Genomic DNA, 22,156 nt, shown 5'->3' with positions numbered 1-22,156 from the left:
GAACGGAGCCTTCCATGCCAACCAACCCCACTGCCGCGCCCTTGCCCGAACGGTTGCCCATGAGCCTCGGCTGGCTCGCGCTGGGCGCCTTCGCCATCGGCACCGAAAGCTTCATGGTCGCGGGACTGCTGCCGGTGCTGGCGGCCGACCTGCAGGTCAGCGCCGCGCGGGCCGGGCAATTGGTGCTGCTGTTCGCGCTGAGCTACGCCGTCGGCTCCCCGCTGATGGCGGCGTTGTTCGCGCGCTTCGGGCGGAGGCCGCTGCTGATCGCCAGCCTCGCCGCGTTCTCGGGCCTCGCACTGGCAGCAGGACTGGCGCACGGCTTCGCGCTACTGGCGCTGGCGCGCATCGCGCTGGGACTGGCAGCCGGCGTGTTCCTGCCGACCGCAAGCGCCGTGGCGGCGGCGATGGTGTCGCCCGCGCTGCGCGGCCGGGCGCTGGCCATCGTGAGCGGCGGCGGCACCGTGGCGGTGGCGCTCGGCGTGCCGCTGGGCGCATGGATCGCGAGCTGGGGCGGCTGGCGCACGGCCTACTTGCTGATCGCGGCGGTGGCGGCGCTGGCCGCCTGGGGCCTGGCCCTGGGATTGCCGCGCGCCCTGGCGCAAGCCCCCGCCGCCGCGAAGCAGGCACCGGCCTTCGAGGCGGCGCGCGCACCCGGCGTGCTGCCGGCGCTGCTCGTCACCCTGCTGTGGGCCACCGGCGGCTTCAGCTTCTACACCTACATCGCGCTGTTCCTGTCGGGCACGCTGGGCTTCGGCGCCGAAGGCGCGAGCGCGGTGTTCTGCGCCATCGGCGTGGCGGCGGCCCTTGGCACCGCGGCCGGCGGCTGGGCCACCGACCGCTTCGGCGCCGACCGCGTGGCGCAGGGTTTTGCACTGTTGCTGGTGGTGATTCTGGGCGGCCTGTCGTTCGCGGCGCAGATGCTGCCGCGCGGGCTGGCGTTGCCGCTGATCGTGGGGCTGTCGGCGCTGTGGGGCTTCGCCGGCTGGGGCTTCGGGCCGGCGCAGGCGGTGCGGCTGATCCGGCTGGCGCCGGAGCGCGCGCCGATGACGCTGTCGCTCAATGCCTCGGCGACGTACCTCGGTATCGCGGCCGGCTCGGCGCTGGGCGGCGCGGCCATCGAGCTGTTTGGCGTGAGCGCGGTGGGATGGGCGGGCGCGGCGATGCAACTCACGGGGCTGGCGCTGCTGCTTCGGGCGGCTCGCAGGGCACGGAGGGCCTGCTCCGCCCCGGCATCGCTATGTTTTTAGTAGCTGAAAACCCCTGATCGCTGGCCCCTCGGGGCCTTTTTCATGGAGGCGTTGTAATTAAGACAAGCAGTCGTCATGCCCTGCGGGCTATAATGTCGGGTTCGTTTCGATACCACGACGAAGAATTTCGTCAATACCGCCGGCTGACCTGCACTGTCCTTGGATTCTTCAGGCCCCTCATTCCCAAGCCGGCTCATACAGTGTGTTGGAGCGCCAGACCGGGCGCCCATGATTGCCACCACTGCCTTCGTTCCTGTTGAAGCGAATAGCGCGTCCGCCGCGCCATTCCGGCCGGCCCACGCCCGTTTTCAATTATTTTTCAGGCTCTTCGCGCTTCGTATCCGCGCGCCGAGCCAAGGCTTCATGGACATCATTCAACACAGTATCGCGGTGGGCAAGTACCTTGTTTCGCCGCTCATCCGACACCAGGACGACGGCAATTTCGCCGCTTCCGTCTCCATCCGCTCCGGCAGCGGCAGCGGCATGCACGACCGCGTGATGCGTTTCACGCCGCGCTTCGCCAGCCACGCCGCGGCGGTCCGCTATGCCGTCGACGAGGGCCTTGGCTGGGTGCGCGAACGCGCGCCCCTCGCACTCCCGTGCGCGGCCTGAAACAATTACGCCCGATTCCATCTCCAACACACATCGAACGATTCAGAGGTAATCACACATGCCCAAGGAAGAACTGATCGAAATGAACGGCGCGGTGACCGAAGTCCTGCCCGACTCGCGCTACCGCGTCACGCTCGACAACGGCCATCAGCTGATCGCCTACAGCGGCGGCAAGATGCGCAAGCACCACATCCGCATCCTGGCGGGTGACAAGGTGTCGCTCGAACTCTCGCCCTACGACCTGACCAAGGGCCGTATCACCTTCCGTCACCTGGAACGTCGCGGCCCGCCGCCGACCAACTCCGGCAACAACAACGCACCCCGCCGCTGATCCGCGACTGACGCAAGGCCTTGCGGCGCCCCGCCAAGGGTGCCGGCAAGGCTTTTGTTTTTTTGCGCTCCCCGGCTGCTGAACGATGACCACAACCAATCCCACAGCCGGCGGCACCCCAGCCGACAACGGCTTTGCCACGCTGGCGCTCACGCCCCAGACGCTGGCCAACCTCACCCAGCTCGGCTACACGCAGATGACGCCGATCCAGGCGGCCGCGCTGCCGCCCGCGCTGCTCGGCAAGGACCTGATCGCGCAAGCCAAGACCGGCAGCGGCAAGACCGCCGCCTTCGCACTGGCGCTGCTCGCCAACCTCAACCCCCGGCGCTTCGCCATCCAGGCGATGGTGCTGTGCCCGACGCGCGAGCTGGCCGACCAGGTCACGACCGAAATCCGCCGCCTGGCGCGCGCCGAGGAAAACATCAAGGTCGTCACGCTCTGCGGCGGCGTCGCGCTGCGCGGGCAGGTCGCCAGCCTGGAGCATGGCGCCCACATCGTGGTGGGCACGCCGGGGCGCATCATGGACCACCTCGAGCGCGAAAACCTCGACCTGTCCGCGCTCAACACGCTGGTGCTCGACGAAGCCGACCGCATGCTGGACATGGGCTTCTTCGACGACATCGTGACGGTGGCGCGCCAGTGCCCTTCGGCCCGCCAGACGCTGCTGTTCTCGGCCACGTACCCCGAAGGCATCGCCAAGCTCGCGCAGCAGTTCATGAAGAACCCCGAGCAGATCACGGTGCAGGCGCAGCATGAAGGCAGCAAGATCCGCCAGCGCTGGTACCAGGTCAAGGACAGCGAGCGGCTGCACGCCGTGAGCCTGCTGCTCGACCATTTCCGCCCCGTGAGCACGCTGGCCTTCTGCAACACCAAGCAGCAGTGCCGCGACCTCGTCGACGTGCTGCAGGCCCAGGGCTTCAGCGCACTGGCGCTGTTCGGCGAGCTGGAGCAGCGCGAGCGCGACCAGGTGCTGGTGCAGTTCGCCAACCGCAGCTGCTCGGTGCTGGTGGCCACCGACGTGGCCGCGCGCGGGCTCGATATTTCGCATCTCGAGGCGGTGATCAACGTCGACGTGACGCCCGACTCCGAAATCCACATCCACCGCGTCGGCCGCACCGGCCGGGTCGGCCAGCAGGGCGGCTCGGAAGGCCTGGCGCTGAACCTCGCCAGCATGAACGAGATGGGCTTCGTCGGGAAGATCGAGCAGCTGCAGGGCCGCGAATCCGAATGGCACGAGCTGTCCGAACTCACGCCTGCCAAGGGCACGCCGCTGAAGCCGCCGATGGCCACGCTGCAGATCGTGGGCGGGCGCAAGGAAAAGATCCGCGCCGGCGACGTGCTGGGCGCGCTCACCGGGGACTGCGGCTACACGAAGGAGCAGGTCGGCAAGATCAACGTGAACGAATTTTCGACCTACGTGGCGGTGGACCGCGCCATCGCGGCCGAGGCGGCGCGCAAGCTGTCCGCCGGCCGCGTCAAGGGCAAGTCGGTCAAGGTGCGGCTGCTGGATCAGTAACGCCCGCCTGCGGCGTGGCCAGCGCCGATGCAGGCGCCACCGGTGCGTCGAGCACCGGGGCCGGTGCCGCGTCGGGCGCCTCCTGCCGCGCCAGCTTCGCGGCCAGCCTGAACGCCACCACCACCGCGAGCAGCCCGAAGATCGACGAGCCCACGGCCTGCCCGATCAGCACGCCGGCCGCCCCGTGGTGCGAGCCCCACCAGGCGAACGGAATCGTGCCCAGCGTGGCGCGCCCCCAGTTGAACGCGGTCGACAGCAGCGGATGCCCGAGGTTGTTGAACGAGGCGTTCGCCACGAACAGCCCGCCCGCGAAGAAGAAGCTCGCGGCCAGCCAGCTGCAGAACAGCGAGATCAGCTCCGCCGCCTGCCCTTCGGCCGAGAACGCGCGAATGAGCACGCCTTGCCCCAGCGCCAGCAGCAGCCACGCCGCGGCCACCGACGCCACCATGAACAGCAGGCTGTCGCGCAGGCCTTCCTGCACCCTTCGGTACTGCCCCGCGCCCAGGTTCTGCGCCAGGATCGGCCCCACCGCGCCGCTGAGCGCGTAGACCAGCCCGAAGGCCACCGGCGTGAGCCGGTCGATGGTGGCCGCGCCCGCCACCGCCGAGGGACCGAACTGCGCCACCGCATGCGTGACGAAGGCCGCGCCCACAGGCGTGGCCAGGTTCGTCAGCACCGCCGGCCCGGCCACCGAGCCCAGCGCACTCGCATCGGCGCCGAGCCGCGAAGCCTGGAAGGGACCGAGCATGCGGTGCTTCACCATCACGCCGTGCAGGCCGATGGCCGCCAGCACCGTGCGCGAGACCACCGCGCTGATGGCCGCGCCGTCGAGCCCCAGGCCCAGGCCGAAGATCAATATCGGGTCGAGCACCGCCGTCACGAAGGCGCCCGCCAGCGTGACCGTCATCGAGCGGCGCGCATCGCCCACCGAGCGCAGCAGCGCCGACGTCGCCATGCCGATGCCCAGCAGCGGCAGCGTGTGCACCGTCACCGAGAGGTAGCGATGCGCGAGCCGCGCCGTCTCGCCCTGCGCGCCCAGCGCCTGCAGCGCCGGGTGCAGGAAGAAGGCGGTGCCCGAGCCCGCGAGCACCGAAAGCGCCACCATCAGCACGAGGCTCGAGGTGCCGATGCGGCGCGCGTCTTCCATGCGTCCCGCGCCCACCGTGCGCGACACCACTGCCGCGATGCCGATGGTCAGCCCGATGCACAGCGACGCGTGGAAGAAGCCCACCACGCCCGCGAAACCGACCGCCGCCGCAGTCTCCTTTTCGCCGAGCAGCGAGATGTAGAACAGGTTGATCAGGTCGACCGCGAACACCGCGATCAGCCCGATGGCGCCCGTGCCCGCCATGACGCAGACATGGCGCATCAGCGAGCCCGAAACGAAGCGCGGACGCCCGGCGCCGGCGGTTGTTTCGGTTATTGGCATATGAAATCCTCGATGTGGCCTAATTGCGGGTTCGAACATTACTTTTACCCGAGCTTTTCATGCCCAAGACATTCCGTACCGAAGCCGAACGCGTTGCCACCCCGAAGCCGACGCCGCTGCCCGGCTACACCGTGCCTCGCTCCGGTGGCGGCCAGAAGGTCAGCCTCGAGCGCGGCACCGCAACGCGCAGCAAGAAGAACCCTGGCAAGCGCGCCAAGAAGGGCGGCTGATCCAGCCTTCGCCGGCTCCACGGAGCCACGACGACGAACGCGCCCCCGGGCGCGTTTTGTCGTTGGGACGACGGCCTTCCTGAGCGATTCGCGATGTCCGACGACAACCAGATCTACATCCCGCCCTCGTTCTTCGCGGTCTACAGCGACGCGCGCCAGCGCCTGAGCGAGCCGATCGGCGTGGTGCGCGCGCGCTACGAGATCTGCGAAGACCTGGCGAACCATCTCGTGGGCCACGCGCAGATCCAGCACCACACCGAAATACCGATCGAGAGCGAGATCCTGCGGCGCATCCACGCCGGGCTGGCGACGCCCGAGGCGGGCGTGTCGGCGGCGGAAGCCGCCTGGATCGTGCAGCGGCTGGCCGAGCTGCTGGGCTGGCAGGCCCCGGAACCGGCGCCCGGCGCCGACTGAGCGCGCCGCTCCGGAGCGATCAGCGCGCCGAAAACCGCTCGGTCAGGAAGTCGACGAAAGCGCGCGTCTTCGCCGCGAGGTGACGCGAGGGGTAGACCGCGTACACCGGCGTCTTGTCGGCCTCCCAGTCTTCGAGCACCGCCTGCAGGCGGCCCGAGGCCAGCTCGTTCTCGACGTAGATGCGCGGGATCAGGCTCAGGCCGAAGCCCGCGAGCAGCGCGTCGCGCACGGCGATGCTGGAGCTGACCTTGTAGCGTCCGTCGACGGGCACCGCCACGCTGCGGCCGGCGCGGTTGAAGGTCCATCTGTTCGCATGCCCGGAGAGCGTGAACTGCACGCACTCGTGGGCCTTCAGGTCTTCGGGCTGCGTGGGGCGGCCGAACGCGGCGAAGTAGCCGGGGGCGCCGCACAGCACGTGGTCCATGGTCATGAGGCGGCGCGCGACGAGGCTGGAATCCTCGAGCCGGTCGCTGCCGCGGATGGCCAGGTCGTAGCCCTCGCCGATGATGTCCGAGCGGCTGTCCTGCAGGTTGAGCTCGAGCCGCAGCTTGGGGTAGCGGGCCATGAACTCGGGAATGGCGGGCGACAGCGAGGTGAGCGCAAAAGTGAGCGGCGCGCTCACGCGCAGCACGCCGCCGGGGCTGCTGCCCATGGGCGCGAGGGCGGCGTCGGCCTCGGAAAGCTCGTCGAGGATGCGCGACAGGCGCTCGTGGTACGCGGCGCCGGCTTCGGTCAGGCTCATCTGCCGCGTGGTGCGGTTGATGAGCCGCACCTTCAGGTGCGCCTCCAGCTGCGCGATGTTCTTGCTGACGGCCGCGGCCGAGAGCCCCAGTTGCCGCGCGGCACCGGCGAAGCTGCCCGTGGCGGCGGTGGTGCGGAACACCTTGAGGGCCGTGAGATGGTCCATGCTGGAAACGCTGCGAATTGACGACTGGCGGTAAAGAATCAATTCATTATTCGAACATTCACAACCGGCGGTCAATTCCATAGATTCGACCCATGACAAGCCGCACCACCGACGTCCTCCTCACCGCGTCAGCACCCGCGATCTGGGGCAGCACCTACATCGTCACGACCGAGCTGCTGCCGCCCGGCTACCCGCTGACGGTGGCGCTGCTGCGCGCGCTGCCAGCCGGGCTGCTGTTGATGCTGATCGTGCGCAAGCTGCCGGAGCGCGCATGGTGGGGCCGCATCTTCGTGCTCGGCGCGCTGAATTTCTCGGTGCTGTGGGCGATGCTGTTCCTGGCGGCGTACCGGCTGCCGGGCGGCGTGGCGGCCACCATCACGTCAGTGCAGCCGCTGCTGGTGGTGTTCCTGGCCGGCGCCTTTTTGGGCGCGCCGGTGCGCGCGCTGTCGGTGGCGGCGGCGGTGGTGGGCATCGGCGGGGTCGCGCTGCTGGTGCTCACGCCGAACGCGGCACTCGACGCCGTCGGCATCGCCGCAGCGATTGCAGCCGCGGTGTCGATGGCCTTTGGCACGGTGCTGAGCCGGCGCTGGCAGCCGCCGGTGTCGGCCCTCACCTTCACGGCGTGGCAGCTCACGGCGGGCGGCCTGCTGCTGTTGCCGGTGGCGCTGCTGCTGGAGCCGCCGCTGCCCTCGCTCACGCTGCACAACTGGATCGGCTTCGGCTGGCTCGGCCTGGTGGGCGCCGCGCTGACCTACATCGTGTGGTTCCGCGGCGTGGCCCGGCTGGAGCCCTCGGCGATCGCGCCGCTGGCCTTCCTGAGCCCGGTGACGGCCGTGATATTGGGCTGGGCGCTGCTGGGGCAGAGCCTCTCTGCATGGCAGATGCTGGGCATCGGCATCGTGATCGCGAGCATCTGGCTCAGCCAGCGTGCGCAGCGCGGCGGGCAGCGTTGGCAGAATCACGCAGCCACGCCCTCTGGAGGAATCCGCTCATGCCCCTCGTCACCATCCGCCTCGCTCGCCGCGAGCAACCCGCCACCCGCGAGCAGAAGGCCGCGCTGATCGCCGGCGCCACCAGGCTGCTGCAGGAGGTGCTGGGCAAGCGGCCCGAAGACGTGACGGTGCTGATCGACGAGATCGACCCCGACAACTGGGGCCAGGGCGGCGAGAGCGCGACGGTGCTGCGGCAGCGGCGGCGCGCGGCGGGCAGCTGACCGGCGGGGCCTACCTGTCGATGATCTTGCGCGCGAACACTTCGAGGTAGTCCATCAGCCGGTCGGCGCCGGCAATGGCGGCGGCCTCGTCGCCGGTGGCGATGCCCTGCGCCAGTTCGAGGTGCGCGTTCGCGCCCTCGACGATCTCGCCCTCGTGCTGGTAGGCGTACCAGAAGCGCCGGCACTGCACGATCAGCGGCACCACGGCCTTCACCGCCGAATCGTTGTGGCTCGCCTGGTGGTTGACGAGGTCGAGCGCGCGGTCGGCCTTCATGTAGTCGTTGAGGTCGCCGCGGCCCGCGGCCTCGACCATCATCTCGGCGCAATGCACGATGGCCGTGCGCTGCTGCGCGGTGGCGCGGCGCGCGGAGCACGCGGCAATCAGCCGTTCGAGCACGCGCCGCGTGAGGATCACGTCGAGGTGGTCGGCCAGGTCGATGGTCGACACCAGCAGGCCCCGGCGCGGCTGCTGCACGATGAGGCCGATCGACACCATGCGCATCAGCGCCTCGCGCACCGGCGTGCGGCCGAGCCCGGTGCGTTCGGCCAGGTCGGCCTCGGCGATCTGGCTGCCCGGCTCGAGCTGCACGGTGGACAGCAGCGTTTCAATGGCGTCGTAGGCGAGGTCGGCGGCGCGGCGCTTGGGCGGGGGGCGGGAATCGGTCTTCGGGGCGGCCATGGTGTTCTTGTGCGGATGCTGCGGCGTCATTGTCGGGCGTCCACCGGGTCCGCTGTGTCCACCAGGCCCGCCAGCGTCGCGATGCGGACCGGCGACAGCGGCGGCCTGGGCGCGGGCGGCGTCCAGCCGAAGAGGAACTGCGCCGCATCGCCGCAGACGCGGCCCTGGCAGGCGCCCATGCCGCAGCGGCGGTGCAGCTTGGCGTCGGTCCAGCCGGTGCAGCCGACCAGTGCGGAGAACGGAACGTCCTCGCAGCGGCAGACGAGCGTGTCGGCCTGCGGCATGCGCCTGATGGCGTCGGCCAGCGCGAAAGCGCGGTGCAGCTGCGCCGCGAAGGCGTTCCAGCGGGTGCGCTCGCTTTCGAGGGCTTTCGCCGCGCGCTCGTTGCCCACGGCGGCGTGGCCGGCAATGGCGCCTTGCACCAGCGCGCGCTCGCTGCCGCCGAAGCCGGTGCATTCGCCGGCGGCGTAGATGCCGTGGACGCTGGTGGCCTGCCTTGCATCGACCGACAGGGCCTGCGTGCCGCCGCCGACGGGCGCGAGTGCGCAGCCGAGCAGCTGCCCGAGCTGCGTGTTGGGCGTGAGGCCGAAGCCGCAGGCCACGCGGTCGCAGGCGATGTCGGCTTCCTTGCCGCCTTGCAGCAGCCGGACCGATTCGACCTGCGCCGCGCCATGCACGGAGACGATGCGCGACGAGGTTCGATAGCCGGCGTCGGCCAGCGTCACGGCCTGCGCGGCCTTGCCCGGCCAGCGCGCCAGGCTGGCGCCGAAGCGCGCGACCGCTGCGAACGACGCCTGCTCGGCGATGCGCAGCACCTTCGCGCCTGCCGCGCGTGCGGTTGCTGCGGCGGCAAGAAGCAGCGGCCCGCTGCCCGCGATGACGATGCGTTCACCCTCGACAGGCATGCCCGCCTTGACGAGCGCCTGCAGGCCGCCCGCGCCCGTCACGCCGGGCAGCGTCCAGCCGGGGAAGGGCAGCAGCAGTTCGCGCGCGCCGGTGCAGAGAATGAGCTTGCGCCACGCCATGCGCGTCGCGCCGCCAGCGTCTTCGAGCAGCAGTTCGTCGGGTGCGGCGATGGCGACGATGCGCGTGCCGCTGCGCACGCGGATGTTCGCGTGCGCGGCGAGCGCGTCGCGCCACTTGCGCGCCGCTGGCGGCAGGGCGGCGCCGGGGCCGTCGCGCCAGATCTGCCCGCCGGGCGCGGGGTTGTCGTCGATCACGACGATGGATGCGCCGCTCGGCGCGGCCGCCACGGCCGCCGCCATGCCGGCCGGCCCGGCGCCGACGACCAGCAGGTCGCAGCTGTCCGTCGCGATGCCGGTCATTCCGTCGTCTCCACGCGCATGCCCTCGGCGCACACGGTCTGGCAGGCGAGCCTGCGGCGGCCGTCGACCAGCACGCGGCATTCCTGGCACACGCCCATGCCGCAGAACGGCGCGCGCGGCTGCCTCGTGACCGAGGTGCGCGCGGCGCCCATGCCGCCGCCATCGGCCACGCGCAATGCCGCGGCCACCGAGCTGCCCGTCTTCACGCGGACCAGATGCCCGTCGATGTGCAGCAGGGTGTGGGCGCTCATGCCATGCCTCGCAGGCCGCGCGGCGCATAGGGCGCCGGGTCGAAATCGGGCCTGGCGCCGGTCATCAGCGCGGCGAGCACTTGCGCGCTGCCCGGCGCGGTCGTCACGCCGAGGCCTTCGTGGCCGACCGCGAGCCAGAGCTTCTCGCGCCACGGATGCCTGCCCAGCAACGGCAGGCCGTCGGGCGACGCGGCGCGCATGCCGGTCCATGAACGCACGGCGTTGAGGTTGGCGAGCCCCGGGAGGTAGTCGAGCGTGCGCTGGAGCATGCGCGCCAGCATCGGCGCCTCGACCGCCGGGTCGGTGGTGTCGAACTGTCGCGACGAGCCCACCAGCAGTTGCCCGGTGGGGCGCGGCTGCACGTTGAAGGCGACCGAATCGCCGTCGCTGTGGTGCGCGCTGGTCACGTAGCCGAGCTCGACGAGCTGGTGGTGCACGGTGCCCGGATAGCGGTCGGTGATCAGCAGGTGGCCCTTCTTCGGGCGGATCGGGAGTTCGGGGCACAGCGTCGTGGCCTGGATGCCGTTGGCGAGCACGATCTGCGGCGCGCGGCGACTGCTGCCGTCGGCGAGCCGCAGGGTGCCGTCATCCTGGATGGCGGCGACCTTTGCATGTTCGACGCGCACCGAATCCGCGGCCTGCGCGAGCAGCCAGCGCGCCGCGTTGGGCGCATAGAGGATGCCGTCGCCAGGCACTTCGAGCGCACCGGCCAGGCCCTTGCGCAAGGCGGGCTCCGCGCTCGCCAGTTCGCCCGCCGTCAGCAGGCGGCTGTCGATGCCGTGCGCATGCAGACGCTGGTGCTTGCGTTCGGCCTCGGCCATTTCTTCGTCGTTGGCCGCGATCCAGAGCGTGCCGCAGGGGCTGTAGGCGCAGTCTTCGCTCATGCGCGGCGCCAGCGCGCGCCATTGCGCGACCGAACGCCGGCTCAGTTCCAGCTCGGCCGCGTTGTCGTCCATCACCACGAGGTGGCCCATGCCCGCGCCGGTGGCGCCGCCGGTGCGCGCATCGAGCACCAGCACCTGCAGCCCCGCCTGCGCGAGCGCATGCGCGCACGCCGCGCCGACGATGCCGGCGCCGATGACGATGACATCCGCGTCCATGCCGCCCGGCGTCAGAGCCGGATGCCCCAGCCGAAGGGATCGCCGTCGTCGATCAGCAGTGTGGCCTCCGCGCTGATGTGCGCGCGGCCGCGCAGCGTGGGAATGACCTTGTCGCCGTCCATCGCGTAGCTGGCCTCGAAGCGGCTGCCGATCACGCTGGCCTGCGTCCACACCGCGCCCGGCGCGAGCTTGCCGTCGGCCGCGAGGCAGGCGATCTTGGCGCTGGTGCCGGTGCCGCAGGGCGAGCGGTCGTAGGCGTTGCCGGGGCACAGCACGAAATTGCGGCTGTCGGCGCCTTCGCTGTCGTCGGCGAAGAGTTCGATGTGGTCGATCTCCGCGCCGTCCGCGCCGGTGATGCCCTGCGCCGCCAGTGCGCGGCGCAAAGCGGCGGTGTAGTCGGTCAGCGCCGCGAGGTTGTCGCTGGCCACGCGCTGGCCGTGTTCGCTCACCAGGAAGAACCAGTTGCCGCCCCAGGCCACGTCGCCACGCACGACGCCGTGGCCCGGCAGCTCGACCGCCACCTGCCGCAGGTGCCGGTAGGCCGGCACGTTGCGCACGCTCACCGAGCCGTCTTCGTGCAGCGTGGTCGTGACCGTGCCCACGGGCGTCTCGATGCGGTGCTCGCCCACGCCGATGCGCCCCATGTGCGCCAGGCTCGCGACCAGCCCGATGGTGCCGTGGCCGCACATGCCGAGGTAGCCGGCGTTGTTGAAGAAGATCACGCCGGCGGCGGCGTCGGGCGACACGGGCTCGCACAGCAGCGCGCCCACCACCACGTCGCTGCCGCGCGGCTCCAGCACGGCGGCGGCGCGCCATTTGTCGTGCCGCTCGGCCAGCAGCGCGCGGCGCTCGGCCATGCTGCCGCCGCCCAGATCGGGGAACCCGCCGATCACAAGGCGCGTGGGCTCGCCGCCCGTGTGCGAGTCGATGACCTGGATGCGTTGCATGCGGCCGGGCCCCATCAGTAGCTGGCCAGGGGAACGGGCGCGGCGTTCTTGAAGGTGAACACCGTGATCGGCGCCTGCTTCATGTTGCCCTTGTCGTCGTAGGCGTAGGTGGCGGCCACGCCCTTGTAGGTGGTCTTGTAGAGCTCGGCGCCGACCTTGTCGGGGTCGATGGAGTTGGCCTTCTTCATCGACTCGCCGATGAACATCACCTGGTCGTAGTACGAGGCGGCGTAGGCGTCGGCATCGATGTTGAAGCGCTTCTTGAACTTCTCCTTGAACGCCGGGCCGCTCTGCGCCTTCTCGAGGATGGAGCCGCCCTGCGCGCAGAACACCACGTCGTTGACCGCGTCGCCGCCGAGCTTGCCGGTGGCGGGGCTGCAGACGGTGTCGCCGCCCAGCAGCTTGCCGGCCACGGCCAGCTGCTTCATCTGGCGGGCCATGGGCGCGGCCTGCGGCGCATAGCCGCCGAAGAAGATGGCTTCGGGCGCCTTGGCCTTCATGTTGGTGAGGATGGCAGTGAAGTCGACGGCCTTGTCGGTGGTGAACTCCTGGCCGACCACGCTCAGGCCCTGCGCCTTGGCTTCCTTGGTGAATTCTTCCGCCAGGCCCTGGCCGAAGGCCGTGCGGTCGTCGATCACGCCGACCTTCTTGACCTTGAGCACCTTGGCCGCATAGACCGCCATCGCGCCGCCGATCTGGTTGTCGCTGGCGATGATGCGGTAGAGGTTCTTGTAGCCGCCCTGCGTGACCTTGGGGTTGGTGCCCACGGTGGAGAGCAGCACGCCGCCGTCGCTGTAGATGCGCGAGGCCGGAATGGCCACGCCGGAGCAGTAAGGGCCCATGACGAACTTCACGCCGTCGTCCACGAACTTCTGCGCCACGCTCACGCCGGTCTTGGCGTCGCACTGGTCGTCTTCGGAGACCAGCTCGAACTTGAGCGTCTTGCCGCCGACCACGAGCTTCTTCGCGTTGAGCTCCTCCACGGCCAGGCGCACGCCGTTTTCATTGTCCTTGCCCGCGAAGGCGTTGGGGCCCGAAAGCGGGCCGCTGTGGCCGATCTTGACCACCTGCTCCTGCGCATGCGCCTGGCCTGCAAGGGCGAGGGCCGCGAGTCCGAGAAACGAAACCATGCTTGCTTTTGTCTTCATGCTTCTTCCTGCTGGGTTGGGGACGATGAAAAACGCGAGGCCGTGCGGTTATTACATGACCGACTGGTATTGAACAGGCCGGCTCGCGAGCGCCTTCTTCACGATGCCTTCGATGAACTCGCGCTCGGCGCCGATCAGCGGCAGGCGCGGGCGGCGCATGTGCTCGGTGCCCACGCCCACCAGCACGTCGATGAGCTTGAGGTTCTGCACCAGCTTGGTCGACACGTCGAGGTGCAGCATGGGCGTCATCCACTGGTAGAGCTTGAGCGCTTCGGCGAACTTGCCGGCCTTCATCAGGTCGTACAGCGCCACGGTCTCGCGCGGGAAGGCGCAGCCGACGCCGGCCAGCAGCCCGTCGCAGCCGAGTGCGAGGCCTTCGTAGGCGAGGTCGTCCACGCCCAGGAACAGCTGGTAGCGGTCGCCCACGGTGTTGCGCAGGTCGGTGATGCGGCGGATGTCGTCGGTGCTTTCCTTGATGGCCGCGATCCATTCGCAGTCGGCCAGCTCGACCATGTGCTGCGGCTTCAGGTCGACGCGGTAGGCCACCGGGTTGTTGTAGACCATGATGGGTTTCTGCGCCGCGTTGGCGATGGTGCGCACGTTGAGCATGGCCTCGCGCGCGTCGGCCACGTAGATCACCGAGGGCATCACCATGAAGCCGGCCACGCCGAGCTTGTTGGCGCCGTCCACGTAGCGCAGCGCCTCCCGGGTGCTGGTTTCCGACACGTTGGCAAGCACCGGGATGCGGCCGTCGGCGGCCTCCAGCGCGATCTTCGCAACCTGCAGCTTTTCTTCCAGCGTGAGCGTGCTGGCTTCGCCGAGCGAGCCGCAGGTGACGAGGCCGTGGATGCCGTTGCGGATCTGGAAGTCGATGTGCCGGGCGGTGCCTTCGGCATCGATGCTCTCGTCGGCGTGGAACTTGGTGGTGACGGCGGGAAAGATGCCTTGCCAGCGGGGATTGCTCACTTGGTCGCTCCTTGTGGATGTGCGGTGTGGAAGCGTCGCACTTTAAATATATTAACGATATACCGTCAAGATATTCGTGGGGCAAGCGCTCTTCCGGGCACGGAGCTTGTGTGATATCGCGGCCCGGAGGCGGGCCGCCGCCGTGCGCTACTTGCGGCCGTCGGCCGGGCGCAGCACGCCGCGCCTGAGCGTGACCGGCTTGCCGATGGGCGGCGCGCTCTTGGTCTCCACCGTACGCAGCGAGCCGTTGTCCATGCGCACGCCGACCTCGTAGACGGTGACGGTGCGCACGTGCTTCTCGATGGCATTGCCCGCGAAGCCGCCGCCGACCGCGCCGAGCACGGTGGTCGCGGCACGGCCGTTGCCGTGGCCGAACTGGTTGCCCACAAGGCCACCCACCACGCCGCCCGCGACCGCGCCGACACCGGTGGTGCGCTGTGCACGCTGTACCGGCCGGACCGATTCGACCCGGCCGCAGACTGCGCAAGGCGGCGGTGCGGGCTGGGCGGCGGCCACCATCGGTGCATTCGAGCCGGGAGCGGGGGCAGGCTGGACGGCTTGCGCCGGCAGCGGGGCCGGAACAGGCGTGGACATGGGCGCCGCGGCCATGGCCTGCGGTGCCGGGCCCGCGCCGGCAGGTGGCACGGCGGGGGCGGGCGGCATGAGCTCGGGCTTGAAGTCGTCCGGCGCCTTGGGCGCCATCGCGGCGGCCACGGGCGGCGAGGCTGCGGCGGCCGTCGTCGTGTCCTGCGACTGCTTGTGCAACAGCACGCCACCCAGCGCCACCACGGCCACGGCCAGGGCGCCGATCACTGCCCACAGTGCCTTCGGCGACCTGGCGGCGCCCGGCGCGCCGGAGGGTTGATCAAGGGGGGATGTCGAGTCCATGGGGAATCCTTTTTTCTTTCCCTCGCAGCATGCGGGGAACCCACCCCGGAGCATGGGCGCCGACGCCGCGTTGTCAATCCAGCGGCGTCCTACACGCGGCGTTTGCCACGCCGCTGCGGTAAAGGGCGTCAGCCGGAGCGCGCCATCTCGGCGATGGGGTCGAGCGCGAGCAAGGTCAGGTGCCCATAGCCGACGTGCAGCCAGCCCCGAGCCTGCATGTGCTGCAGTGCCAGGTTGCAGCGCTGGCGCGAAACAGCGGCGATGGCGGCCAGTTCGTCCTGCGCGATGGGCAGGTGGACGAGGCCGAGCGGGTTGTTCAGCACATGCGCCAGTCCGCACAGCGCATTCGCCACTCGCGCGGGGCCGCGCATCAGCCGCACGTCGCCCACATGGTCCATGAAGTAGTGCAGGCGCTCGTTGATCTGCGAGTACACGAAGTCCTTGAACACCGGCTGCTCCTGCAGCAGACGGGCGAAATCGTCCAGCGGCAGCAGTACGACGCGGCTGTCGCGCAGCGCCACGTAGTCGGCATGGCGCGGCTTGCCGCGCAGCAGTGCGCCTTCGCCGAACCAGCAGCCCGGCAGGATGCCGCCGAGCGTGGAACTGCGTCCGTCGGCAGCCAGCACCGAAGTCTTGAGCAGCCCCTGCGCGAGTCCGAACCAGGCCGTAGGTATCTCACCCCGCCGGGCCAGCAGCTGGCCCTGCGCCACCCGGTGTTCGCGGGCACGCTCCCGGATCCAGCCCTGTACCGGGGCCGGGAGCATTGCGTACCAGGGCGAGAGACGCAACAGCTCGTCCAGCCCGAAGCCCGCAGGTTCGCCCACGCTCAGGCGCCGGGGCGGCATGCCACGCGACGTGCCGTCATCAGGCGCGACCGGCAGATCGTCCAGCTTCGTTTTCAACGGGTAAACCCTTCCTCCAAATGTCCCCGTTTCAACAGTAACGCTTCAACCTAGCCCGAACAATCCGGCCCAACCCGCCCACCCGGCGGCACCTTGGATTCACCCGGCCACTACATGCACAACTCGACCCCCTCCGAAGCTCAAGCCCCACTGCTGTGGTCGCCTTCGGCCGAACAGATTCGCGCCAGCCGCCTGCACGACTACCAGCAATGGCTGGCCGACCGCCACGGCGTGCCCGCGGGCGGCTACGAAGCGCTCTGGCAGTGGTCGGTGGAGGAGCTGGACGCGTTCTGGCAATCGGTGCGGGAGTACTTCGGCGTGGTCGGCCACGGCGATCCGCAACCGGCACTGGGCCGCCGCGAGATGCCCGGTGCGCAGTGGTTCCCGGGCATGCGGCTGAACTATGCCGAGAACCTGTTTCGCCGGGCGCCCATGGACCCGGCAAGTCCGGCGATCATCGCGCGCAGGGAAGGCGCGCCGCTGCGCACCGTGTCGTGGGCCGAACTGGAACGCGACGTCGCCGCGCTGGCCGGGCAGATGCGCGCCTGGGGCATCGGCCCCGGCGACCGGGTGGCCGGCTACCTGCCCAACTGGCCGGAGACCGTCGTCGCTTTCCTGGCTTGCGCCAGCATCGGCGCCATATGGTCCAGCTGCGCGCCGGACATGGGCCCGGGCGTGGTCCTGGACCGGTTGCGCCAGATCGAGCCCTGCCTGCTGCTGGCCACCGACAGCTACCGCTACAACGGCAAGCGCCACGATCGCATCGCGCAGGTCAGGGAGCTGCTGGCCGAGCTGCCCAGCGTGAAGCGCGTAGTGCACGTGCCGGGCGCCGCGGACGAAGCGCCTGTGCCCGACTGGCGCGACCGCGTCGACTGGGCCGAGGCGCTGCGCAACGACGCGCCGCCGCACTACGAGCGCCTGCCTTTCGACCACCCGCTGTGGATCGTCTATTCCTCCGGCACCACCGGCCTGCCCAAGGCGATGGTGCACGGCCACGGCGGCATCGTGCTCACGCACCTGAAGACCATGGCGCTGCAGCACGACCTGCGCGAGGGCGACCGGCTGCTGTTCCTGGGCAGCACCGGATGGATCGTGTGGAACCTGCAGGTGGGCGCGCTGTTGACCGGCGCGAGCATCGTGATGTTCGACGGCAACCCCAGCTGGCCGGATGCCGAGGCGTTGTGGCGCTTCATCGACGAGCAGGGCGTCACGCTGTTCGGCTGCGGCGCGGCCTACCTGGTCAATTGCATGAAGGAAGGCTTGCGCCCGCGCGACATCGCGAAGCTGGACCGCCTGCGGGCCATCAACGCGACCGGCTCGCCGCTGCCCGTCGACGCCTACCTGTGGGTCTACGAGGCCGTCAAGCCCGACCTCTGGCTGGCCTCCATCAGCGGCGGCACCGACATCGCCTCGGGCTTCGTGGCTTGCGCTCCCAGCTTGCCGGTGCATGCCGGCGAGATCCAGTGCCCCGAGCTGGGCGTGGCGGCCTACGCCTTCGACGACGCCGGCCGGCCGGTGGTCGATGAAGTGGGCGAACTGGTCATCACCAAGCCGATGCCCTCGATGCCGCTCTACTTCTGGAACGATCCCGATGACCAGCGCTACCGCGAGAGCTACTTCACGACCTTTCCCCACGTCTGGCGGCACGGCGACTGGATTCGCTTCACGCCGCGGCGCAGCGCGGTGATCTACGGCCGCTCCGACAGCACCATCAACCGGTTCGGCATCCGCATGGGCACGGCCGAGATCTACCGGGTGGTGGAGCAACTGCCCGAGGTGCGCGACAGCCTGGTGGTCGACCTGGAGTACCTGGGCCGGCCGTCGTTCATGCCCCTGTTCGTCGTGCTGCAGCCGGGCGCGACGCTCGACGCATCGCTCAAGGAGCGCATCTGCGCCGACATCCGGGCCAAGGCCTCGGCGCGCCATGTGCCCGACGACGTCGTCCAGGTCGACGAGATTCCGCGCACGCTCAGCGGCAAGAAGATGGAAGTGCCGGTGCGCAGGCTGTTGCTGGGCGCCCCGGCCGACAAGGTGGCCAGCCCCGACAGCATGCAGAACCCTCGCAGCCTCGCCTTCTTCATCGACTACGCCCGACAGCGCACGGCCGCCTGACGCCGGCGCTCCCCAGTTTTTCCCCGCACGCATACACACACACTCAAGGAGACAGAACCATGCAACGACGTCACTTCCTGAACACCATGGCCGGCGCCGCCACCGCAGGGGCGCTGATGCCCTTCTCGGCCATCGCGCAGGCACTGGACCAGGTGAAGGTCATCTACGGCTTTCCCGCCGGCAGCGCCGGCGACAGCGTGGCGCGCCGCGTGTCCGAAAAGCTGGGCGGCACGGGCTACAGCAAGAACGCGGGCTATGTGGAGAACAAGCCCGGCGCGGGCGGGCGCATCGCGCTGGAGACGCTCAAGGCCGCGCCGGCCGATGGCTCCGTGCTGGCACTGGCCCCCGTGTCGGCGTTGTCGGTCTACCCGTACATCTACCCGAAGCTCGCGTACAAGCCGGAAGACGTGACGGCCGTGTCCATCGGCGCGATCATGTTCCATGGCCTGGCCGTGGGGCCCGCCGTGCCCGCCGAGGTCAAGACGCTCAAGGACTTCCTGGCCTGGGCCAAGGCCCATCCCGAGAAGGCCAGCTACGGCTCGCCCGGCGCCGGCTCCATGCCGCACCTGCTGGGCGCGCTGCTGGGCATGCGCGCGGGCGTGGAGATCAAGCACGTTCCCTACCGCGGCACCGTGCCCAGCATCACCGACCTCGTCGGCGGGCAGATCGCCGCCGCCATGAACCCCAGCGGCGACTATCTGCAGTACATGAAGACCGGCCGCATCCGCGTGCTGGCGACCTCCGGCAAGAAGCGCTCGCCCTTCCTGCCCGACGTGCCGACATTCACCGAGCTGGGCTACCCCGACGTGACCTCCGAGGAATGGTTCGGCTTCTACGCGCCCGCCAGGACGCCCGCCGCCACCATCGCCGCCGCCAATGCCGCCATCACTCAGGCGCTGAAAGACAAGGCCGTGGTTGACGCGCTGGCCCTGGTCGGCCTGGTCGCAAACGCCAGCACGCCCCAGGACATGGCCGCCGACCAGAAGGCCGAGTACGAGCGCTGGGGGCCGCTGGTGAAGCAGATCGGCTTCACCTCCGAGTCCTGAGCGGCTTCTACGCAGCGGTGCCGTCGAGGCCTGCGAGGAATCGCTTCGCCTCGCCCCGCATGCCCTGCGAAATGGTCTGCCAGGTCCGCGCGGGAAAGCCAGGCGGCAGCAGCGCCTCGACCTCGTCCAGCGCAGCGTCCACCGACGCCACCAGGCCGAGCATGGCGTTCCATACGTCGATGCCGCCGTTCTTCATGGCCAGGCCATGCCAGTGGCGCGCCTGGATGGTCTGGAACACGTAGTGCGTGTTCCGCGAGCGCACGGCCATCGCCAGCCCCGCCTTGCGCGGCTGGAACTGATTGGCGCCATCGCCGAAGTACGGCCACATCGAGATGACGTCGTACAGCGGCGTCATCTCGTAGGCGTCGCCGCGCTGGAGATGGATCGAGAAGTTCTTGGCGTGCCCGTCCGTGGCCGCGAGCAGAAAGAAAGCCAACTGCGCCAGCAGGAAGCGCATGCCGTCGTCCGCGCTCCGGCTGCCTTGCAGAAGCTGCAGGCACTTCGGCATGCCGGGGCCGCCGTGCTGCTCGTACTTCTTGTCTGACGGCAGGCCCAGGGCCTGGCAGAAGTCTTCCTGCGGCAGCCGCGCGATCCAGGTGCCGCCGTCCATCCATTCGCGGTCGAAGCGCTCCACCATCAGCACCGTCTGCCCGCCGAAGGTGGCCATGGAGGTCGGCGCCACCGGCAGGCCCAGGGCCTCGACGATCTGCGCGCACAGCCATTCGTTCTGCACCGAGTCGGAGGCGTCCACGCGCCTGGAGCCGCCGATCAGCCCGAGCGGCAGCTTCACGATGTGCGTGGTGGGCGTGGCGCCGTGCGGCCGGCACCACGCGCCATTCCATCGGGTCAGTGCCGTCTTTTCCTGCGCGCCGGCCAGCGAGATGCGAAACAGGTCTTCGTCGCGCATGCCTTGCGGGGCGTCTTCGGACGGCACGGCCTGCAGCAGTTCGGCGATCTGCGCGTCGTCCAGCGGCTCGCAGTTGATGGCGTTCCAGCCTTCCGGCACAGCCCCTTCGGGCAGCAGCTGCACGGCACCGACGCAGTCGCGGCCGATGGCTTCGAGCAGGCCGAAGGTGGTGGCATCCTTGAGCCGGAAGCGGTTGCGCAGCCGCGCGCGAATGCGGTCGTTGTCGGGCAGCAGGTTGTCGAAGTAGTTGCGGACCACATCGCCGCGAACCTCGAGCGTGCTGTTGAGCGGAATCGACAGCGACAGCGAACGCCGCCGGGTCGATTCCAGCCAGGCCGGGTCGTAGCGGAAAGCGTGGGCGCCACGGTCGACGAACCAGGTGCCTACGCGCTCTCCGTTCATCCAGGCGTCCAGGGCCTGCGTCACCAGGATTCCCTCTTCGGCCGCACGACGAAGCTCCGGCGCGACGTGGGCTTGACCTCCTTGCCGGGATTCAGCGCCTGGAGCGCCCGAAGCGATTCGCCCGGTGCGCCCGGCGATTCGGCTTCCAGGCGCACCAGCACCGACTGATCGCTCATCTGCGTGGCGGTCCATGGGCCGGGCGGGAGCTTCACCGCGTCGTACTGCGCCGGCTCTTCAGCAGCCACGAGCACGCGGCTTTGCGCAGCCTCGTCGCGCAGGCAAAAGGAGGCCCCCAGCGCCGACAGCAGTTTCATCAGCTGCTCGAAGCTGACCGCGCCGGGATTCGCCTCGATTTCCGCGACGCGGGCCTGGCTGACGCCGATGAGGGCGCCGGCCTGCGCTTGCGTCAGCCCGCGCTGCTTCCGCAAGGCCTTGAGGTGCGGCCGGAGCTGGTCGACGAAGCGCAGGGGATAGTCCATGGCGGACTCAGAATATCGGCCCTGTCTTGTTTTGTCAAAATATCGGCTTTGGCGTATTTTTACGAACTATCAGGCTGAGCCTGTATTTCCCCCAGCCATTCAATCGATCTTTGCGCCCGACGCCTTCACCACCGCGCCCATCGCATCCCAGTCCGAGCGCAGCAGCTTCTGGAATTCTTCCGCGCTCTGGCTGCGCGGCTCCACGCCCAGGCGCTTGAAGCGCTCCTGGATCGCCGGGTCGGCCAGCACCTTGTTGGCCGCAGCGTTGATGCGCTCGACCTCCGCCTTGGGCGTGGCGGCCGGCGCGAGCAGGCCGATCCACGAGTCGAAGGCATAGCCGGGCAGGCCGCTTTCGGCCACGGTCGGCAGCTTGGGCAGGAAGGGGCTGCGCGACTTGCCGGTGGACGCCAGCAGCTTGATGCGCGCGTCGTCCTGGAAGCCGATCACGCCGATGCTCGACGAGATCACCGCCTGCACCCGGCCCGCCAGCACTTCGTTGACGGCCTCGCCGGTCGACTTGGTCGGGATGTGCGTCATCTGCAGCCCCGCCTTCGCCAGGAACGACGCCATCGCGAGGTGCGTGGCGCTGCCGTTGCCGGCCGAGGCGTAGTTGTACTTGCCCGGATGCGCCTTGACCTCCTTGATGAAGTCGGCCGTGTTCGACACGCCCATGCCGCCCGCCACCGCCAGCACGTAGCCCGCGTTGCCGACGTTGGCCACGCCGACGAAGTCCTTCAGCGGGTCGTAGCTCAGCTTGTTGTAGAGGAAGCCCGCGATGTTGTGGCTCGCGGCCGCCAGGATCAGCGTGTTGCCGTCGGCCGGTGCGCGCGCCACCAGGGCCGCGCCCACGGTGCCGCCCGCGCCCGCGCGGTTCTCGACGATGGCGCTGGCGCCCAGCGCAGCACCCAGCTCGTTGTTGAAGGCGCGCGCCACCGTGTCCTGCACCGCGCCGGTGCCGAAGGGCACGACGATGTGGATCACGCGCTGCTGCGCATGTACCGGTGCGAAGGCACAGAGCGCGGCAGCCGCGGCAAGCGCGCCCAAGGCACGCCGGGAGAACAGGGTCGAAGGCATCGTGGGGGCCGCTTTCTTTTTCATCGTC

24 protein-coding genes are annotated in these 22,156 nt (G+C 69.7%); 10 read left to right on the top strand and 14 right to left on the bottom strand.

Features of this window, described 5'->3' with window-relative positions; genetic code table 11:
* Nucleotides 1-14: 14 nt before the first annotated feature.
* From C4F17_RS19515 to dbpA, 4 genes are all read left to right on the top strand, one after another.
* Nucleotides 15-1,250: an MFS transporter gene (locus C4F17_RS19515; protein WP_106936347.1), complete on the top strand. Its 1,236-nt coding sequence runs from the start codon at nucleotides 15-17 to the stop codon at nucleotides 1,248-1,250.
* Between the two features lie 363 nt (nucleotides 1,251-1,613).
* Nucleotides 1,614-1,862 carry a hypothetical protein gene (locus tag C4F17_RS19510; RefSeq protein WP_081271150.1) on the top strand — a complete coding sequence of 83 codons (249 nt, stop codon included), beginning with the start codon at nucleotides 1,614-1,616 and terminating at the stop codon, nucleotides 1,860-1,862.
* A gap of 58 nt (nucleotides 1,863-1,920) precedes the next feature.
* Nucleotides 1,921-2,193, top strand: a complete 273-nt coding sequence (gene infA, locus C4F17_RS19505; RefSeq protein ID WP_015867950.1) for a translation initiation factor IF-1 — start codon at nucleotides 1,921-1,923, stop codon at nucleotides 2,191-2,193.
* An 85-nt stretch (nucleotides 2,194-2,278) separates the two neighbouring features.
* Nucleotides 2,279-3,709, top strand: a complete 1,431-nt coding sequence (dbpA, locus tag C4F17_RS19500) for an ATP-dependent RNA helicase DbpA (RefSeq protein WP_106936346.1) — start codon at nucleotides 2,279-2,281, stop codon at nucleotides 3,707-3,709.
* Here dbpA and C4F17_RS19495 read toward each other — a convergent pair.
* On the bottom strand, nucleotides 3,684-5,138 hold the full coding sequence (locus tag C4F17_RS19495) for an MATE family efflux transporter (RefSeq protein ID WP_106936345.1): 1,455 nt from the start codon (nucleotides 5,136-5,138) through the stop codon (nucleotides 3,684-3,686). The genes dbpA and C4F17_RS19495 overlap by 26 nt on opposite strands.
* Before the next feature lie 59 nt (nucleotides 5,139-5,197).
* Between C4F17_RS19495 and C4F17_RS33165 the strand changes: the two genes are divergently transcribed.
* Nucleotides 5,198-5,368: a hypothetical protein gene (locus C4F17_RS33165; RefSeq protein WP_164546861.1), complete on the top strand. Its 171-nt coding sequence runs from the start codon at nucleotides 5,198-5,200 to the stop codon at nucleotides 5,366-5,368.
* Nucleotides 5,369-5,461: 93 nt separating this feature from the next.
* Nucleotides 5,462-5,782, top strand: coding sequence for a hypothetical protein (locus C4F17_RS19490; protein WP_106936344.1), 321 nt, complete (start codon nucleotides 5,462-5,464; stop codon nucleotides 5,780-5,782).
* Between the two features lie 19 nt (nucleotides 5,783-5,801).
* Here the strand turns inward: C4F17_RS19490 and C4F17_RS19485 are convergent, their stop codons facing one another.
* The gene (locus C4F17_RS19485; protein ID WP_106936343.1) at nucleotides 5,802-6,689 is read right to left on the bottom strand and encodes a LysR family transcriptional regulator; all 888 of its coding nucleotides are present in this window, start codon (nucleotides 6,687-6,689) and stop codon (nucleotides 5,802-5,804) included.
* Between the two features lie 92 nt (nucleotides 6,690-6,781).
* On the opposite strand from C4F17_RS19485, the gene C4F17_RS19480 reads away from it, so the two are divergent.
* A complete protein-coding gene (locus tag C4F17_RS19480; protein ID WP_106936342.1) occupies nucleotides 6,782-7,750 on the top strand; it encodes an EamA family transporter in 969 nt (322 codons plus the stop codon).
* A complete protein-coding gene (locus tag C4F17_RS19475) occupies nucleotides 7,681-7,902 on the top strand; it encodes a tautomerase family protein (RefSeq protein ID WP_106936341.1) in 222 nt (73 codons plus the stop codon). Before C4F17_RS19480 ends, C4F17_RS19475 begins: the two co-directional genes overlap by 70 nt.
* Nucleotides 7,903-7,912: 10 nt before the next feature.
* On the opposite strand, the gene C4F17_RS19470 is transcribed toward C4F17_RS19475, so the two are convergent.
* From C4F17_RS19470 to C4F17_RS19430, 9 genes are all read right to left on the bottom strand, one after another.
* Entirely contained in the window at nucleotides 7,913-8,581 is a 669-nt protein-coding gene (locus C4F17_RS19470) for a GntR family transcriptional regulator (protein ID WP_234382226.1), read from the bottom strand.
* A gap of 26 nt (nucleotides 8,582-8,607) precedes the next feature.
* A complete protein-coding gene (locus C4F17_RS19465; protein WP_106936340.1) occupies nucleotides 8,608-9,906 on the bottom strand; it encodes an NAD(P)/FAD-dependent oxidoreductase in 1,299 nt (432 codons plus the stop codon).
* Nucleotides 9,903-10,157, bottom strand: coding sequence for a (2Fe-2S)-binding protein (locus C4F17_RS19460; protein ID WP_106936339.1), 255 nt, complete (start codon nucleotides 10,155-10,157; stop codon nucleotides 9,903-9,905). Before C4F17_RS19460 ends, C4F17_RS19465 begins: the two co-directional genes overlap by 4 nt.
* Entirely contained in the window at nucleotides 10,154-11,257 is a 1,104-nt protein-coding gene (locus C4F17_RS19455; protein WP_106936338.1) for an NAD(P)/FAD-dependent oxidoreductase, read from the bottom strand. Before C4F17_RS19455 ends, C4F17_RS19460 begins: the two co-directional genes overlap by 4 nt.
* A gap of 11 nt (nucleotides 11,258-11,268) precedes the next feature.
* Nucleotides 11,269-12,204, bottom strand: a complete 936-nt coding sequence (locus C4F17_RS19450; protein ID WP_106937619.1) for a 4-hydroxyproline epimerase — start codon at nucleotides 12,202-12,204, stop codon at nucleotides 11,269-11,271.
* 14 nt (nucleotides 12,205-12,218) lie between these two features.
* The gene (locus tag C4F17_RS19445) at nucleotides 12,219-13,352 is read right to left on the bottom strand and encodes a branched-chain amino acid ABC transporter substrate-binding protein (protein WP_106936337.1); all 1,134 of its coding nucleotides are present in this window, start codon (nucleotides 13,350-13,352) and stop codon (nucleotides 12,219-12,221) included.
* Nucleotides 13,353-13,403: 51 nt separating this feature from the next.
* Nucleotides 13,404-14,318, bottom strand: coding sequence for a dihydrodipicolinate synthase family protein (locus C4F17_RS19440; RefSeq protein ID WP_106936336.1), 915 nt, complete (start codon nucleotides 14,316-14,318; stop codon nucleotides 13,404-13,406).
* Nucleotides 14,319-14,465: 147 nt separating this feature from the next.
* Nucleotides 14,466-15,206 carry a glycine zipper 2TM domain-containing protein gene (locus C4F17_RS19435; RefSeq protein ID WP_106936335.1) on the bottom strand — a complete coding sequence of 247 codons (741 nt, stop codon included), beginning with the start codon at nucleotides 15,204-15,206 and terminating at the stop codon, nucleotides 14,466-14,468.
* Between the two features lie 128 nt (nucleotides 15,207-15,334).
* A complete protein-coding gene (locus C4F17_RS19430; protein WP_234382223.1) occupies nucleotides 15,335-16,108 on the bottom strand; it encodes a Crp/Fnr family transcriptional regulator in 774 nt (257 codons plus the stop codon).
* A 114-nt stretch (nucleotides 16,109-16,222) separates the two neighbouring features.
* Here C4F17_RS19430 and C4F17_RS19425 point away from each other — a divergent pair, with 114 nt between their 5' ends.
* A complete protein-coding gene (locus C4F17_RS19425) occupies nucleotides 16,223-18,220 on the top strand; it encodes an acetoacetate--CoA ligase (RefSeq protein ID WP_106936334.1) in 1,998 nt (665 codons plus the stop codon).
* A 59-nt stretch (nucleotides 18,221-18,279) separates the two neighbouring features.
* Nucleotides 18,280-19,266 carry a tripartite tricarboxylate transporter substrate-binding protein gene (locus C4F17_RS19420; RefSeq protein WP_106936333.1) on the top strand — a complete coding sequence of 329 codons (987 nt, stop codon included), beginning with the start codon at nucleotides 18,280-18,282 and terminating at the stop codon, nucleotides 19,264-19,266.
* Between the two features lie 7 nt (nucleotides 19,267-19,273).
* Here the strand turns inward: C4F17_RS19420 and C4F17_RS19415 are convergent, their stop codons facing one another.
* From C4F17_RS19415 to C4F17_RS19405, 3 genes are all read right to left on the bottom strand, one after another.
* On the bottom strand, nucleotides 19,274-20,575 hold the full coding sequence (locus C4F17_RS19415) for a HipA domain-containing protein (RefSeq protein WP_106937617.1): 1,302 nt from the start codon (nucleotides 20,573-20,575) through the stop codon (nucleotides 19,274-19,276).
* Nucleotides 20,576-20,595: 20 nt separating this feature from the next.
* Nucleotides 20,596-21,054, bottom strand: a complete 459-nt coding sequence (locus C4F17_RS19410) for a helix-turn-helix domain-containing protein (protein ID WP_106936332.1) — start codon at nucleotides 21,052-21,054, stop codon at nucleotides 20,596-20,598.
* Nucleotides 21,055-21,153: 99 nt separating this feature from the next.
* Entirely contained in the window at nucleotides 21,154-22,128 is a 975-nt protein-coding gene (locus tag C4F17_RS19405; RefSeq protein WP_234382220.1) for a tripartite tricarboxylate transporter substrate-binding protein, read from the bottom strand.
* Between the last annotated feature and the right edge of the window lie 28 nt (nucleotides 22,129-22,156).

Source organism: Variovorax sp. PMC12 (genome assembly GCF_003019815.1).
Lineage (GTDB): Bacteria > Pseudomonadota > Gammaproteobacteria > Burkholderiales > Burkholderiaceae_C > Variovorax.
Note: the sequence above shows the minus strand (reverse complement) of the source record. Positions and strands in the feature narration are given on the sequence as shown.